This is a genomic window from Hymenobacter sp. 5516J-16, assembly GCF_022919335.1.
Classification (GTDB): Bacteria; Bacteroidota; Bacteroidia; order Cytophagales; family Hymenobacteraceae; genus Hymenobacter; species Hymenobacter sublimis.
Genome location: NZ_CP095058.1, coordinates 4,111,559 through 4,125,648 on the forward strand (window position 1 = coordinate 4,111,559; position 14,090 = coordinate 4,125,648).

13 protein-coding genes, 1 other RNA gene and 3 pseudogenes are annotated in these 14,090 nt (G+C 58.8%); 14 read left to right on the forward strand and 3 right to left on the reverse strand.

Going from position 1 to position 14,090, the window contains the following annotated elements:
* Position 1: 1 nt before the first annotated feature.
* A complete protein-coding gene (locus tag MUN84_RS20360) occupies positions 2-721 on the reverse strand; it encodes a hypothetical protein (RefSeq protein WP_244695760.1) in 720 nt (239 codons plus the stop codon).
* A gap of 527 nt (positions 722-1,248) precedes the next feature.
* On the opposite strand from MUN84_RS20360, the gene MUN84_RS20365 reads away from it, so the two are divergent.
* The 3 genes from MUN84_RS20365 to MUN84_RS20375 all read left to right on the forward strand — a co-directional run bounded on the left by MUN84_RS20365 (position 1,249) and on the right by MUN84_RS20375 (position 3,514).
* The gene (locus MUN84_RS20365) at positions 1,249-1,569 is read left to right on the forward strand and encodes a DUF6686 family protein (RefSeq protein WP_244695761.1); all 321 of its coding nucleotides are present in this window, start codon (positions 1,249-1,251) and stop codon (positions 1,567-1,569) included.
* A gap of 386 nt (positions 1,570-1,955) precedes the next feature.
* A complete protein-coding gene (locus MUN84_RS20370; RefSeq protein WP_244695762.1) occupies positions 1,956-3,143 on the forward strand; it encodes a DUF4153 domain-containing protein in 1,188 nt (395 codons plus the stop codon).
* 11 nt (positions 3,144-3,154) lie between these two features.
* A complete protein-coding gene (locus tag MUN84_RS20375; protein WP_244695763.1) occupies positions 3,155-3,514 on the forward strand; it encodes a hypothetical protein in 360 nt (119 codons plus the stop codon).
* 208 nt (positions 3,515-3,722) lie between these two features.
* On the opposite strand, the pseudogene guaA reads toward MUN84_RS20375, so the two are convergent.
* Positions 3,723-5,252 (reverse strand): annotated as a pseudogene (gene guaA, locus MUN84_RS20380) (glutamine-hydrolyzing GMP synthase).
* A gap of 796 nt (positions 5,253-6,048) precedes the next feature.
* Between guaA and ffs the strand changes: the two are divergent.
* The 5 genes and pseudogenes from ffs to MUN84_RS20405 all read left to right on the forward strand — a co-directional run bounded on the left by ffs (position 6,049) and on the right by MUN84_RS20405 (position 9,236).
* Positions 6,049-6,144, forward strand: an RNA gene (ffs, locus tag MUN84_RS20385) — signal recognition particle sRNA small type.
* Positions 6,145-6,356: 212 nt separating this feature from the next.
* Positions 6,357-7,012 (forward strand): annotated as a pseudogene (gene fsa, locus MUN84_RS20390) (fructose-6-phosphate aldolase).
* An 85-nt stretch (positions 7,013-7,097) separates the two neighbouring features.
* Positions 7,098-7,301, forward strand: a complete 204-nt coding sequence (locus MUN84_RS20395) for a fructose-6-phosphate aldolase (protein WP_244695764.1) — start codon at positions 7,098-7,100, stop codon at positions 7,299-7,301.
* Positions 7,302-7,412: 111 nt separating this feature from the next.
* A pseudogene (locus MUN84_RS20400) lies at positions 7,413-8,119 on the forward strand (cell division ATP-binding protein FtsE).
* 127 nt (positions 8,120-8,246) lie between these two features.
* Entirely contained in the window at positions 8,247-9,236 is a 990-nt protein-coding gene (locus MUN84_RS20405; RefSeq protein ID WP_244695765.1) for a glycosyltransferase family 2 protein, read from the forward strand.
* Here the strand turns inward: MUN84_RS20405 and MUN84_RS20410 are convergent.
* The gene (locus MUN84_RS20410; protein WP_244695766.1) at positions 9,233-10,153 is read right to left on the reverse strand and encodes a hypothetical protein; all 921 of its coding nucleotides are present in this window, start codon (positions 10,151-10,153) and stop codon (positions 9,233-9,235) included. The two genes, MUN84_RS20405 and MUN84_RS20410, sit on opposite strands and share 4 nt — an antisense overlap.
* 172 nt (positions 10,154-10,325) lie before the next feature.
* On the opposite strand from MUN84_RS20410, the gene MUN84_RS20415 reads away from it, so the two are divergent.
* The 6 genes from MUN84_RS20415 (at position 10,326) to MUN84_RS20435 (ending at position 14,066) form a co-directional block, all read left to right on the forward strand.
* A complete protein-coding gene (locus tag MUN84_RS20415) occupies positions 10,326-11,483 on the forward strand; it encodes a DegT/DnrJ/EryC1/StrS family aminotransferase (protein ID WP_244695767.1) in 1,158 nt (385 codons plus the stop codon).
* 118 nt (positions 11,484-11,601) lie between these two features.
* The gene (locus MUN84_RS20420) at positions 11,602-11,826 is read left to right on the forward strand and encodes a hypothetical protein (protein ID WP_244695768.1); all 225 of its coding nucleotides are present in this window, start codon (positions 11,602-11,604) and stop codon (positions 11,824-11,826) included.
* A gap of 117 nt (positions 11,827-11,943) precedes the next feature.
* Complete coding sequence (locus tag MUN84_RS20425) at positions 11,944-12,288, forward strand: M48 family metalloprotease (RefSeq protein WP_244695769.1); 345 nt, start codon at positions 11,944-11,946, stop codon at positions 12,286-12,288.
* Between the two features lie 261 nt (positions 12,289-12,549).
* Positions 12,550-13,467, forward strand: coding sequence for a Gfo/Idh/MocA family protein (locus MUN84_RS20430; RefSeq protein WP_244695770.1), 918 nt, complete (start codon positions 12,550-12,552; stop codon positions 13,465-13,467).
* Positions 13,458-13,592, forward strand: a complete 135-nt coding sequence (locus tag MUN84_RS23280) for a hypothetical protein (protein WP_262920588.1) — start codon at positions 13,458-13,460, stop codon at positions 13,590-13,592. Before MUN84_RS20430 ends, MUN84_RS23280 begins: the two co-directional genes overlap by 10 nt.
* A gap of 9 nt (positions 13,593-13,601) precedes the next feature.
* Positions 13,602-14,066 carry a hypothetical protein gene (locus MUN84_RS20435; protein WP_244695771.1) on the forward strand — a complete coding sequence of 155 codons (465 nt, stop codon included), beginning with the start codon at positions 13,602-13,604 and terminating at the stop codon, positions 14,064-14,066.
* The last annotated feature ends 24 nt before the right edge of the window (positions 14,067-14,090 follow it).

Sequence of the window (14,090 nt, forward strand, 5' to 3'; positions counted from 1 at the left end):
TTCAGGCGGGTGCCGCGCGGTTCGCCGGGCGCCGCCCCCGGTGGGTACCGGTAACCAGAATGGTGTCGCCGTTGAGCGTGGCGTGGGTGCGCAAGAATGTCCCTTCTCGCCGCCGGAAATTGTAGCGGTAGCGCACCAGCGCTACCACCGGCTCCTGGGTAAACAAGTTGCCGCGGCCACTGCGCAAATACACCAACTGCCCATCGAGCCGACCACTGGCATGGGCTACTCCATTGCGGGAGCGAACCGTTAGCCGGCCCTGGCGCACGTGGGCCGCAAAGCCGCTGCGGTGCAACTCATTATGGTCCGTGACGTGCACGTTCCGTAGCACCAGAGAATCCAGGTTGAAATCGGGAGGGCCAGCGGGAGTAGCCCGGCGCGGACCCTTGCCGCGCAGGCCCCAATCGTGGCCCAGGGAGTCGGTGAACTGCTGAAAGGTACCGTCCTGTAGCGTGAGGTGGCTGATGCGGATGGTGCCGCGCCAGATGTGTTGGAGCTCTACCCGCATATCGGCTCGCCCAATGCGCAGCACGGGCACGGCCCGGTGGTAGGAGGTGTCAGTAAGGGCTAGGTGGTGCACGGAGGCCGTAAGGTGAGGGAAGTTGCGCCACACCGAAAAATCTACCGTGAAGGGCGCTACCACCAGGTCTGACTGCTGGGCCAGCCGCTGCCGGATAGCTTGCTCCAGGCGGCGCTGCCCCAGTGCGTCCCAATCAGCCACGTACCCGCCACTACCACCGCTAGCAACCCCAGCACAGCTAGGACCAGGAACTGGCGGAAGGACGTTCGTTTCATAAAGCGCAAGCGGAGCAGTAGAGGGCCGGTGCGGTTTTACGCAGAAATCGGCGCCGTGTCTGAGCCAGTAGCAAACCCATTATGCCCTCCGCGCTGCTTGCACCGTAAGCCGGTTCCTTCTGGGCAGAACGGTGCCAATAATAGCCAGGCCGGCGGCCCGCCCTACTGATGCCTACCGCCGCAGAAACGGCCCCAACAAACGCCCGAAGCAGCCATAGTTCGGGCGCACAGCATCAGAAATGCTCACCCGCCACGGCGCTACCAGAGGCCATGCCGTGCATCGTAAAGCAGCAGTATCTGAAATTCTGGAGGCGAGAGTTATGTAGCACCCACAGAAGCCGAATAGCCATAGGCTAGGGCAGCGTTGCGGATAAAGAAATACGGTTATTTATTATTTAGAATTTTTCTAAATAGTTATACTTGCGCCAGTGAACCTCTTGTAAGCAACTTCGCATGGCTCAGTTCTTTCATCATAACGAATACGGGTACTGCGCCCGGTGCCCGCGCACACGTCATTTGCACGTCTGCTTCGGCAACGTGGCCATGGCTACTACCCCCACTGAGTTTCAGGAGTTTCGGCACTGCGTCACGGAAACCTGGCGCCACTACTGCCTGCACACCCGCGACCCGGAAGCCCGCAGCATTGCCCTGCGCACGGCGGCGCCCCGGTTGGCCCTGGTTTTCTCCCTGGTGGAGCTAACCCAGCTGCGCGACATCCTCGAAAATACGGCCTTACTCCTGGAGGTAGATGAACTGCTGCAGCAAAACGAGTAGGCGTGGCCCTGCAGGCAGTAAGCTCAACGGAAAAGCTGTTTCTTGGCGCACTTATCCGACGGAGCTTATGCGACTTCCTTCCCTACATCATCTGCTGACCGAAGCCACGATGGTGCTTCGGCGTTATCCGTTAACCCTGCTCTGCGCCTTCGTTCTGTGCGGCGTAGGCATCTATGTGCAGCGCCTACCGTATGCCGAGGAAGCCAAGCTCGACTGGCTGTTTCCAGTGCTTTCCACGGCCGTATTGGGGCTTACGCTCACACTGGCCGTTGCCCTAGCCACGGAGCGGTACCGCTGGCGTGGGTGGAAGCAGTTGGCCGCTACAAGTGGGGTAGTACTGCTGCTGGGTGGTTGGTATGCCATGTGCCCCCGCAACCAGATAGTATATGGGGCTCCGGCTGTTTGTGTTGCTGGTAGCTTCGCATCTGCTGGTAGCCGTAGTGCCGTACCTACCCGAACTGCGCCGGGAGGCCGATACGCCGGGCTTCTGGCGATACAACGAAACGCTGTTTCTGCGCATTCTCACGGCCGGGCTCTACTCCGGGGTGTTGTTCGTCGGATGCGCCCTGGCGCTGCTGGCCATCCAGAATCTTTTTGAGGTGAAGGTAGACCAACGCGTGTATGGGCACCTGTTCGTCGTGCTGGGAACAGTGTTCAACACCTGGTTTTTCCTGGCCGGGGTGCCGCGCAACTTCGCCCTTCTTGAGCAGGAGGCCACCTATCCGAAAGGCCTGAAGGTATTCACGCAGTTTGTGCTACTGCCGCTGGTGGTGTTATACCTGGGCATTCTGTACGCCTACATGGGGCGCATACTGGTGCAGTGGGAGCTACCAAAAGGCTGGGTCTCTGTTTTGATACTGGCTTTTGCGGTAGCGGGCATTCTGGCTTTGCTCCTGATTCATCCAATCCGCAACGCAACCGAAAACACCTGGATCCGCACGTTTGCCCGATGGTTTTACCGGGCTCTGTTTCCGCTGCTGGGGCTGCTGGCCGTGGCTATTGCTACCCGCATTCGGTCCTACGGCATTACGGAGGAACGCTACTTCGTCCTGGTGCTGGCCGCCTGGCTGCTGGTTATGGCTACCTACTTTCTGGTGCGCAAAGGCCAGGGCATCATCTGGATTCCGGCTTCCCTGGCCTTGGTTGCGCTGGTCTCCGCCGCCGGACCCTGGGGCGCATTTGCTACGGCTGAGCGTAGTCAACTCAACCAGTTACGTGAAATCAGCGCTGAGTATAACCTGCTGCGGAACGGTAAGCTAGACGGAGCCGGGGCTCGAGCACCGAAACTGCCCTTGGTAGTGCGGCAGCGGCTCACGTCTATTTTTGAGTTTTTCGCCCAGCGGCAGGCGCTGGCTGAGCTACAACCTGTTTTTGCCGGCTCCTTGCAGCTGCCCGATTCGTTGCGCCAAGAAACGCCGTGGGAGAGAAGGCACTGGCAGTCCACCCGTCTGTTCGCGCTCAGCGGCCTGGAGCGCGCCAGCCCCTATGCGACTGCTGCCAATGAAGAAATTTCTGCCACATTCGACCTCAAAAACCCCGATGTGCTACCCTGGGTAACGGCCGCTACTGGCTGAACAACCTGAGCGTGTATCAGTACCATGTGCCCGATAAGGATGTCCTGGCGGAGGTAGTCGTGCCGGAAGGTTCGTTTCGGGTACGCACTCGTCGCCGTAGCTACCTGCTGCAACTGGAGCAGTTGCGGGCCGATGGAAGCTGGCAACCCCAACTCACGCTCGCCCCCGGTGCCGTTGCCGATTCGCTGACCCGTACCTACGGCCGTAATCCTGCCACCAGCGTAGAGTTGCCCACCGCGGCCCTTACCCTGCACGCCACCGACAACCGCCTCCACTTGCAGCTAGTGCTGCGCAGCCTAAACCGCCATCAGAGGCAGGATAGTGTATGGTACAGCTTCGAAGGCCAGGCTTTATTGGAGGTGAAAAAGTGAACTAGTGAGCTTTAGATTCTACTGGCCTAATGGGACGTTACATTCTAGAAGCTAGCATGAGTAGAAGAACAACGCCCCAGTGGGGCGACACTCAATCGTTCGACGGAGAGTGTCGCCCACTGCGGCGTTGTACGTTGTAACCCCATGCTTTTTTACGGTCATGGCGTCCTGTTGGGCCTAGTGGAACGGCAAACTCACTGGTTCACCACTATTCCCACTCAATAGTTGCTGGGGCTTGGAGCTGATGTCGTACACTACGCGGTTAATGCCGCGGACCTGGTTGATGATTTTGTTGCTGATTTCAGCCAGGAATTCGTAGGGTAGGTGGGCCCAGTCGGCGGTCATGCCATCCACGCTGGTTACGGCGCGCAAGGCCACCACTCGCTCGTAGGTGCGCTCGTCGCCCATTACGCCCACGCTCTGCACGGGGAGCAACATCACGCCGGCCTGCCATACCTTCTCGTAGAGGCCGTGGTCTTTCAGACCGTTGATGAAGATGGCGTCGGCGCGTTGGAGCAGGTCTACTTTCTCGGGCGTAATGTCGCCGAGGATGCGGATGCCCAGGCCGGGCCCGGGAAGGGGTGGCGGTGCAGGATGTTCTCGGGCAGCTCCAGGGTGTGGCCTACCTCGCGCACTTCGTCCTTGAACAACGCGCGCAACGGCTCCACAATCCGCAGATTCATTTTCTCGGGCAGACCGCCTACGTTGTGGTGGCTCTTGATAGTCACGGCCGGGCCTTTCACCGATACCGACTCAATCACGTCGGGGTAAATAGTGCCTTGGGCCAGCCACCGAGCACCGTCCACTTTCTGCGCTTCCCGGTCGAACACCTCAATAAAAGTGCGGCCAATGGCTTTGCGCTTCAGCTCGGGGTCGGTGAGGCCCTGCAGGGCCGCGTAGAATTCCTCAGAAGCATCCACGCCGCGCACGTTCAGGCCCAGGTCTTTATAGGAGTGGAGCACATCCTCGTACTCATTCTTGCGCAGCAGCCCGTTGTTCACGAAAATGCCGTGCAGGCGCTTACCAATGGCCTTGTGCAGCAGCAGGGCCGCCACCGAGGAGTCAACCCCCCCGAAAGGCCCAGAATTACCTGATCCTCTTGGCCAATGGTACGCTGCAGGGTTTCCACCATGCTGTCCACGAAGTGCTCCGGAGTCCAGCTCTGGTCTAGCCCGCAGATGTTCACCACGAAGTTCTGGAGCAAGGTTTTGCCGTCGGCGGAATGGGTTACCTCGGGGTGAAACTGGATGCCGTAAGTAGGCTGGCCCTGGATGTGGTAGGCGGCCACGGCTACCTCCGGAGTACTGGCAATAATGTCGAACCCTTCCGGAAGGGTCTTGATGGTGTCGCCGTGCGACATCCACACCTGCGAATCGGTAGGGACGCCGTGCAGCAGGGGCGAGCTGTGATGGACGCGCGCGAGGCGGGCGCGGCCGTACTCCCGAATGGTAGCCGGCAGCACCTCGCCGCCCTGCTGGTAGGCCAGCAGCTGAGCACCGTAGCACACGCCCAGTACCGGCACGCGGCCCAGGTAGCGGGAAAGGTCGGGGTTGGGCGAGTCGGCGTCGCGCACGGAGCAAGGCGAGCCCGAAAGCACAACGCCCCGGATGTCCTCAGTGAGGTCCGGGGCGTGCGTATAAGGATGAATTTCGCAGTAGACGTTCAGTTCCCGGATGCGCCGGGCAATGAGCTGCGTGTACTGCGACCCAAAATCGAGAATGAGAATCTGTTGAGGCATGGGCAAAAGTACGGCGCAGATTTCAGACCTGAAGCACACCCACCGATTTACTGACAGACTTTTCTACTCTCTAAATCGGGTGCATGCGGCTACCGCGTGAGAATAGGTTCCGCCCCGCCCGGCGCGGGCCAGCTTCTTTGGTGGAGTTAAAGCGGCTGCAAACAAGGTCACAAATTAAGAGAGTGTGCGCTGACTTGATGCATCGAAAAACTGCTTCACATCGAAGGCAAGGGGTATGTACTGTCTATAGTGCTATCAGTTTCTTAAGGTAATACTAGTCACAAATCAAGCGTATACTGCCTTTACAGGAGGAGCCATGTAGGTACAACTTTGTCGAAAGTAATTTCTTGTTTTCTGCTTCTGCCTTATGTGTTCCCCGCTCCCCTCCTTGCTTTGTCGCTACTAGGCGCCTTGGTGCTGCCGGTTGACAGCCTCACCCAGCAGTCCGAAGATTCTACCCAGCTTGACCCCATTCCTGCTGCTGGCACAGTTACTGACCTACTGGCCGCTTAAAAAGTCGCCTCGCCGCGGGGGCTGCTCTCCACTGTTTCGCTAGTCAAGCCCGTGGCCTCGCTAACCTACTACTGTATGCCAGGCCTGCAGCTTGCTCACTGCTACGACCTCAGCTTAAAAAGCAAGATGCGGCCAATTTTAGCGCCTGAAAACGGTGAGACGCTGCCGGATGACGGTAGACAACTCGAATAAAAGAGCCTGATACTCTTAACGCTACCCGTGCCAGTAGAAAAAATATCGGGTGCCGGTGTACTTTCTGCCGAAATAGGTGCTTACCTTTGCCCCGGCGAGTCAGAACGACCAGCTCCTGTTGAACTCCCCAGGACCGGAAGGTAGCAAGGGTAGACGGTTGAGCGGTGCGATTTTGGCTCGCTTTTTTTTATCACGGATGTAGGCGAATTCGTCGAATTGCACGGACTCGTTCTTTATCTGCCTAGTACCCGCAAGAGCCTTCCACCGGAGGGCTCTTGTTGTGTTTCTGGCTCCTAGCCAACGGTGCGCCGTAAGCCAAACAGTATAAAATCCGCGCAATCCGAAAAATCCGTTTAATCCGTGATTAGCTTTGGGCATCGTTGTTCCCAATCTATTCGCATGAAATTTTTCATTGATACTGCCAACCTGAAGGAAATTCAGGAAGCTGTGGAGCTTGGTGTGCTCGACGGCGTGACCACCAACCCTTCGCTGATGGCTAAGGAAGGCATCAAAGGCACTGATGCCGTGATGGCTCACTACCAGCAAATCTGCGAAATCGTGGACGGCGACGTGTCAGCCGAAGTTATTGCCACTGATTTGGAAGGCATTATCCGCGAGGGCGAGGCGCTGGCGGAACTGCACCCCAATATTGTAGTGAAAGTGCCCATGATCCGGGACGGTGTGAAGGCCATTCGCTACTTCTCCGACAAAGGCATCAAAACCAATTGCACTCTGATTTTCTCGGCTGGGCAGGCCCTGCTGGCCGCTAAAGCCGGCGCTACCTACGTGTCGCCCTTCGTCGGCCGCCTCGATGACATCGGCCATGATGGGCTACTGCTGATTCAGCAGATCGTCGACATCTTCTCGAACTACGGCTACCCCACCCAGGTGCTGGCGGCTTCCGTGCGCCACGTGCCCCACCTGATTCAGTGTGCCGAGCTGGGCGCCGACGTAGTAACCTGCCCCTGAACGTGATTACGGGCCTGCTTAACCACCCGCTCACCGACAAAGGCCTGGCTACCTTCCTAGCCGACCACAAGAAGGTGAATGGCTAGTACTCAATTAGGAATGAAGAATGAGGAATGGAAGAACATCAGACTCTTCATTCCTCATTCTTCATTCTTCATTCCTAATTCAATCATGTACATCATCAAAGTAAAAGGCAAGGCCAAGATTCCGGACTACATTCAGCTGCGGGATGAGCACTTCGTGCTTATTGCCTATTTCCGCGCCGACCGGCCCTTGAAGGACCTGCACCGCTACGGGCTGGAGGGCAAGGAAGTTGAACTGGCTACCGTCATTGAGGGGCTGGAGTTTGGCAAGCTGCAAAAGCTCGAACTGTAAGCTGCTTGTTGCCAAAGGATTCCGAGCGCTAGGGGAAAAGCTATTTCGCAAGCTTTTGCCGTAGCGCTCGGAATACGTGTTTCTGAAGCCTGCCCTGTATCTTCGCTTTCTATGCCTACCTCTGCCACGCCCGTTATTGAGTTGCACGACGCCTACATCATGCAGGATGTAAACACAGTGCTGCAAAAAGTCACGTTTACGCTGGAGAAAGGGGAGTTTGCATACCTGGTGGGTCGGACCGGGTCGGGGAAAAGCTCCCTGCTCAAAACGCTGTATGCCGATTTGCCACTGCCCGCCGGCTCCGGCACCGTAGCGGGTTTTCCTTTGCCCAAGCTCAGCAGCAGCGACAAGGTGCCTTTTCTGCGGCGCAAGCTGGGCATCATTTTCCAGGATTTTCAGCTGCTGTTCGACCGTTCCGTAGCCGACAACCTGCTGTTTGTGCTGAACGCCACCGGCTGGTCGGGGAAGGCGCGGAAGCAGCAGCGGATTTCTGAGGTGCTGATGCGGGTAGGCCTGGCCAATGCGGCCTCCAAGATGCCGCATCAGCTTTCCGGGGCGAGCAGCAGCGGGTCGTCATTGCCCGGGCTTTGCTGAATGAACCCCTGTTGCTGCTAGCCGACGAACCCACCGGCAACCTTGACCCCGATGTGGCAGACAGCATCATGCGCCTGTTCGTGGAAATCAACAACGCCGGCACGGCCGTTCTGATGGCTACCCACAACTACCAGATCATCCGGCAGTATCCGCGGCGGGTGCTGAAGTGCGAGCAAGGCCAATTGCTCGACTCGGCCGTAGCTCCCTTCGAGCTGGCTCTGTAAGCTACTCAGTAGTGCTGCACAAGGCCGGCCAGCGGTAAGTGGCCGGGCAGCACTAGCAGGAAAGTGCGCGAAAACCCCGATATTACGCTGCCTTCGGCATTTTGCTTCCTTTTTTTCTCGCAGCAGCATGACGGGCCTATCCGTGCTTATTCCGGTGTTCAACCACGATGTGCGGCCCCTGGTGCGCGCCCTGCTGGCCCAGGTCCCGAACTGGCGCGGCCCGGTTGATATTCACTGCCTCGACGATGGTTCTGATTCCATATATCGGCTGAAAAACCGGGAACTGGCGGCCCTACCCGGAGTAGAATACCACGAGTTGGAGTACAACGTGGGCCGGGCGGCCATTCGGAACCAGCTGGCTGCCGCTGCCCGCCAGGAGTGGCTCCTGCTGCTCGACAACGATAGTTTGCTACCTGATGCTCACTTTCTAGCCCGTTACGCAGCGGCCCGCACCCGGGCGCGGGTGCTGTCGGGAGGAACTATCTATGAGGCCTTGCCACCGCGGGAGGAGGCCCTGCGGCTGCGTTGGCTGTATGGGTGCCGCCGCGAGGCCCGGCCGGCTGCCGTGCGCCAGCAGGCGCCCCACGGGCAGCTTACCCTCAACAACCTACTGATCCGGGCCGAGGTATTTCGTCGCCTGGGCCTAGATGAGAGCCTGACCCGCTACGGGCACGAGGACACAAAGTTTGGGTGGCTGCTCCGTCATTCGGGCATTAGGGTAGTGCACCTGGATAACCCCGTGCTGCACAACGGTTTGGAGCCTGCTCCAGTATTCCTGCAGAAAAGCCACGACGCTGTACGCAACTTGGTGCAGCTCTACCGGGCCGAGGGCTTAGGTGCCGATACTCGGCTGCTGCGGGCAGCACTTCGTTTGCAGCGCTGGGGGCTGAGCCATGCCGTGCGGGCTGCGTTTAGCCTGCGCCGGGAGCAAGTGCGCCGCAACCTGCTTTCCGGCCGCCCCAGCTTGCGCCAGCTGGATGCGCTGAAGCTGTACTGGTTGCTCAGTGAGCTGCACGGTAGCGCGCCCTCGCAGCCGGGAGGCAGCCGGATGGCACAAAAAAGCGCCGACCCTTCCGTAGAAGAACCGGCGCTAAGACTAAAGAAAGAAGAAGCCTAGTCGTTGTCGGTGTTTTTAACTTCCGACTTCACTTCTTTGTAGGCGCCCTTCACGGCACCTCCTACTTTCTTGCCCACTTTCGCGGCACCTTGACCTACGTCTTTGCCGGCCTCTTTCACGTCATCAGCCGTGTTGCTGGCGGCCCGGCCCACGGCCGAGCGCTCATCCTGCGTTTCGGCAGCTACGTTTTCCGCACCGCGCTCCGTGGCGTCGGCGCCCTGGGCCACGCGAGCTTCGGCTTTATCGTAGGATTTGAAGGCAGCATACTTCAGCTTTTCCTTCTGAATCTCGGCTAAGTCGCGGGCCGGAATGTCTTTCTTTACCTTGTCATAGGCTTCGTCGAGGGCCCGCCATTCGGCGTTGATGTTGCGCCAATCGTCGATGTCGTACTTGTTTTCGTTAACCTGGATGTCGCGCACAAACGCCTCGTACGTCTGGCGCGCGTTGGCGGCCGTGAGTTGGGCAGCCGGGTTGGTGGGCTTGTAATACTGGCCCATTTTCGTGCTGCCGGCGGTGGTGCTGGCCGAGCCCGACATGGCGCTGGTTACACCGGGACGGTTTTTCCAGGCCATTACGCGCTTGTCGTAGGCCGTGGTGTAGCGCGTGCGCAACTGTTCAATTTCCTGGCGGCGGGCATCGTCGTAGCGGTCCGCGTACTTGTCTACGGCTGCTACCTTGGCATCAAAGTCAGACTTTAGCTGAGCCGTTTCCTGCTCGTAGTCAGCTTCGGCTTCGGAAGCTACGGCCTCGGTCTTCGTTTCCGTTTCCGAAACAAAGGTTTTGAAGTCGTTGTAAGCCTGGTCGGCATCAGCCGAAGCCTCGTTTTGCTGGTTCTGGCTGCAACTGGTGGCAAGGGCGCCGCCGCCCAGCACAAGCAGGGCGGAAAGGGCGTTGGCGGTGAGGGTTTTCCTGAACATGGGGAAGGTAGGGAAGGTAGGGAGAGGGAGAATATAGAAAGGCCACGATGTAGCCCGTGAGTTGCTTAACGCAACAGCTACTTTCCTGGTTACGCCCTGCCCCGTCCCTGGAGTTTCTGCTGCTCCTCTATCTTTGAAGCCTGCTTTTCCTTCTCTTTTTAGTGCTTTGTTCGTGTCGGTACTCCCTGTTTCGCATCCTCCCATTCACCTGCTCGACCTAGTGGCCCAGCACGCTCCGCTTCGGGCTGAGTTGGATGCCGCCGTGGCGCGTACCCTGGAGGAAGCGGCCTTTATTCAGGGTCCCGCTGTGGGCAAATTTGCTCAGGAACTGAGCACCTACCTCGGGGGCACCCACGTATTACCCTGCGCCAATGGTACCGACGCCCTGCAGCTGGCCCTGATGAGCCTGCAGCTGCCGGCCGGAGCCGAGGTCATTGTGCCCGCTTTCACTTACGTAGCTACCCTGGAGGCGGCGGCCGTTCTGGGGCTGCGGCCCGTGCCGGTGGACGTGCTGCCCGGCACCTTTAACCTCGACCCCGCCGCCGTTGCCGCCGCCCTAACTTCCCGTACCGGAGCTGTAGTAGCTGTGCACCTGTTTGGGCAATGTGCTGATTTGGAGGTACTTCGCCATATGGCTGATGAACGTGGAGTTGCCTTAATTGAGGATAACGCCCAGGCCATTGGCGCCCAGTTTACAGCTCGCAGCGGCGAAACATGGTGGGCCGGCACGGTAGGGGAGGTAGGCACCACCTCCTTTTTCCCCAGCAAAAACCTTGGCGGCTTCGGCGACGGGGGAGCCTTGTTTACCCGCCACGCCGGGCGCGCCGCTACCCTGCGCCAGCTTGCCAACCACGGCCAGAGCCGCAAGTACCACCACGAGCAGATTGGCCTCAACTCCCGCCTCGACACCCTTCAGGCCGCCCTGCTCAGCGTAAAGCTGCGCTACCTCACGGAGTGGACCGCCGCCCGCCAGCAGGTAGCGGCCCAGTACGATGCGGCGCTGGCCCCGGTGTCCGGCGTAGAGGTGCCGGAGCGTGACTCCCGGAGTACGCACGTGTTTCATCAATACACCATAACCGTGGCCGACGAGCCCGGCCGGCGTGACGCGCTCCAGCAGCACTTGGCGGCCCACGGCGTGCCCAGCGCCGTGTATTATCCGGTGCCGGTGCATGCCCAGCCCGCCTACCAGTACCTAGGCTACCAAGCCGGGCAGTTTCCGGTGGCCGAGCGGTTGTGCCGCACGGTGCTCTCCTTGCCCATTCACCCTACGCTACGGCCTGAGCAGGTAGCCTACGTGGCAGAAGTGGTGCGCAACTGGGCAGAAGCATAGGCCGGTTTTACTCGTCTTATAGAGCAGGCAGCAGCGGCTCAAACCAGGTAGGTATTTTGCTGGCACTGTTTTTTCTTTTTCTCGTACTACCTCCGTCATATTTTCCCCTCGTTGTACTATGCGTCCTTCCTTCCTGAAGTTTTTTCTTCCCCTGGCCGTGGTTGCCGGGCTGACCACGGCGGCCATCAACAAACCCCACCAGGGCATCAACCTGTTTTCCATCAACCAGGATATTGCCCTCGGGGCCCAGGTGGCCAAGCAAACCGACTCGCTTTACCGCGCCAAGGGCAGCTGCTGGAACGCTCCCGCAACCCTCGTGCCTACCAGCTCCTCGATGGGGTAGTAAAGCGCGTCCTCGACAACGGCAACCTGAAGTACCGCACCCAATTCCCTGGGACGTGCAGATCATCAAGGATGACCAGACGCAAAACGCTTTTGCCACGCCTGGGGGCACATTTATGTGTTTTCGGGACTGATTAAATTTCTGGACAATGAAAACCAGCTGGCCGGGGTGCTGGGCCACGAAATTGCCCACGCCGACCGCCGCCACAGCACCCAACAGCTTCAGCAGCAATACGGCACTAGCCTATTACTGGGCCTGATTTTGGGTAACCGCTCCTCCAACCAGCTGGTGCAAATTGCGGCCGGGTTGGGCCAGCTTAAATTCAGCCGCAGCTTTGAAACCGAAGCCGATAAGTACTCCACTATCTACCTCAACGGCACCCGCTACTACTCCTGCGACGGGGCCGCGGGCTTCTTCATCAAGGCCGAAAAGCAAGGTGCGGCGGGCACCCCGAATTTCTGAGTACTCACCCCAATCCCGGCTCCCGCATCCAAAGCATTCAGCGCAGTGCCCAACAGCTAGGCTGCACCGGCAAAAACGTAAGCAACAATAACTTCAATGAGCTGAAGCGGCTGTTGTAACGTCACTGTACCCGCTTTCCAGTAAGGAAACCCCTGGAGCCCGTAGTGCCATAGTAGGCGCTACGGGCTTTTTGCATCGATAAGCCGTGGTTTTTTCGGAGCTTGCGGCGGCGATGTTCCCGCCGCGTTTACTTCCTCTGCCTTGGCTGATTCTGGTGCTGCTGTTCGTTTCGTTATTTGTGGAGTGGGCCACATTGGCCGCCGGCACGCGGCATTGGTGGCCCGCCATCCAGGCGCTACCCTCGTGGCCTTAGTCGATACAGACCCGGCGTTGGCTCCGGCATTAGCCACTGAATTTCCCGGCGTGCCGCTGTACTCTACTCTGGATGAATACTTTAGGGGCGGTTCTGACGCTGATGTATTAACTATAGCTACACCAAATTACCAGCATGCGCCTCAAGCTATAGCCGGTTTGCGAGCAGGGCTGCACGTCGTCGTTGAGAAACCCATGGCCTTGTGCAAAGTAGATGCAGAGGCCATTGTGCACGCAGCGGCACAAATGAACCGACTGGTGTTTGGGGTGATGCAAAACCGCTATTCGCCGCCGGCTGCCTGGCTCAAGCAACTCTACGGGGCAGGTAAATTGGGACAGGTGTATCTGGTGCAGCTCAATTGCTTTTGGAACCGTGACGCCCGCTATTACCGCCCCGGCGGCTGGCGCGGCACCCAAGCTCAGGATGGAGGCACGCTGTTTACTCAGTTCAGTCATTTCGTTGACTTGCTGTACTGGGTATTTGGCGACATTACCAATATCTCGGCCCGCTTCCGCGACTTCAACCACCAGAACCTCACGGAGTTCGAGGATAGCGGCCTGGTAACCTTCGACCTCGTGCGCGGGGGTAGCGGCACGCTCCAGTACAGCACGGCCGTCTGGGACCGAAACCTGGAAAGCTCCCTGACGGTAGTCGCCGAGCACGGCAGCCTCCGCCTCGGCGGCCAATACCTCGACAAAGTGGACTACTGCCACCTGCGCGACTACCAACTGCCTCCGCTACCCCCACCAACCCCGCGAACAACTACGGCTCTTATCAGGGTAGCGCGGCCAACCACGTGCAGGTAATTGAAAACGTAGTCGACACCATTCAAAACCGCAGCTGTGCCACCACTAATGCCCTGGAAGGCCTGAAGGTGGTCGAAATAATTGAGCGCATCTATAGCTTGCGTCAGCCCTCAGCCTCTGATTAAGCACCATCCATGAACTACCTATTTCTCGCGCTAGGTTGCGCTTTGCTCCTGGCCGGCTGCTCCGCCGATTCTGAAAAACGGGCCGTGCAGGCTCAGGCTACCCCACCACCGCCGCCAACGGCCAGCGCCGTCAGCTCCCGCGGCCGTGACACCGTGCTTACGGGGCAGGAATTTTCCACCCGGGTCTATGTGGACCCGCGGGTGCTGGCTGCCATTGCTCCGGCTGAAAGCAAGCCGCGTACAATCCGCATCACGTACCGTCCTTCCCTAGAAAGCCCCGCCTACGACACGGCAGTAATGGTTGGCGACACCGGCATCGTGCGGTTCACCCCAACTGCGAAGAATGTTAAATCAGGCGAAATAAAGGCCCACGAGTGGATGTACAAGGTTGAGCTTGATTATAATGAGCGTTATCCTGGCCCCGATACCATCTTTATGAACCGGGAGATTCTGTATCTTCAAGGCAAGCCGTAGACTAACCTTGTGTACGTGGCGGAA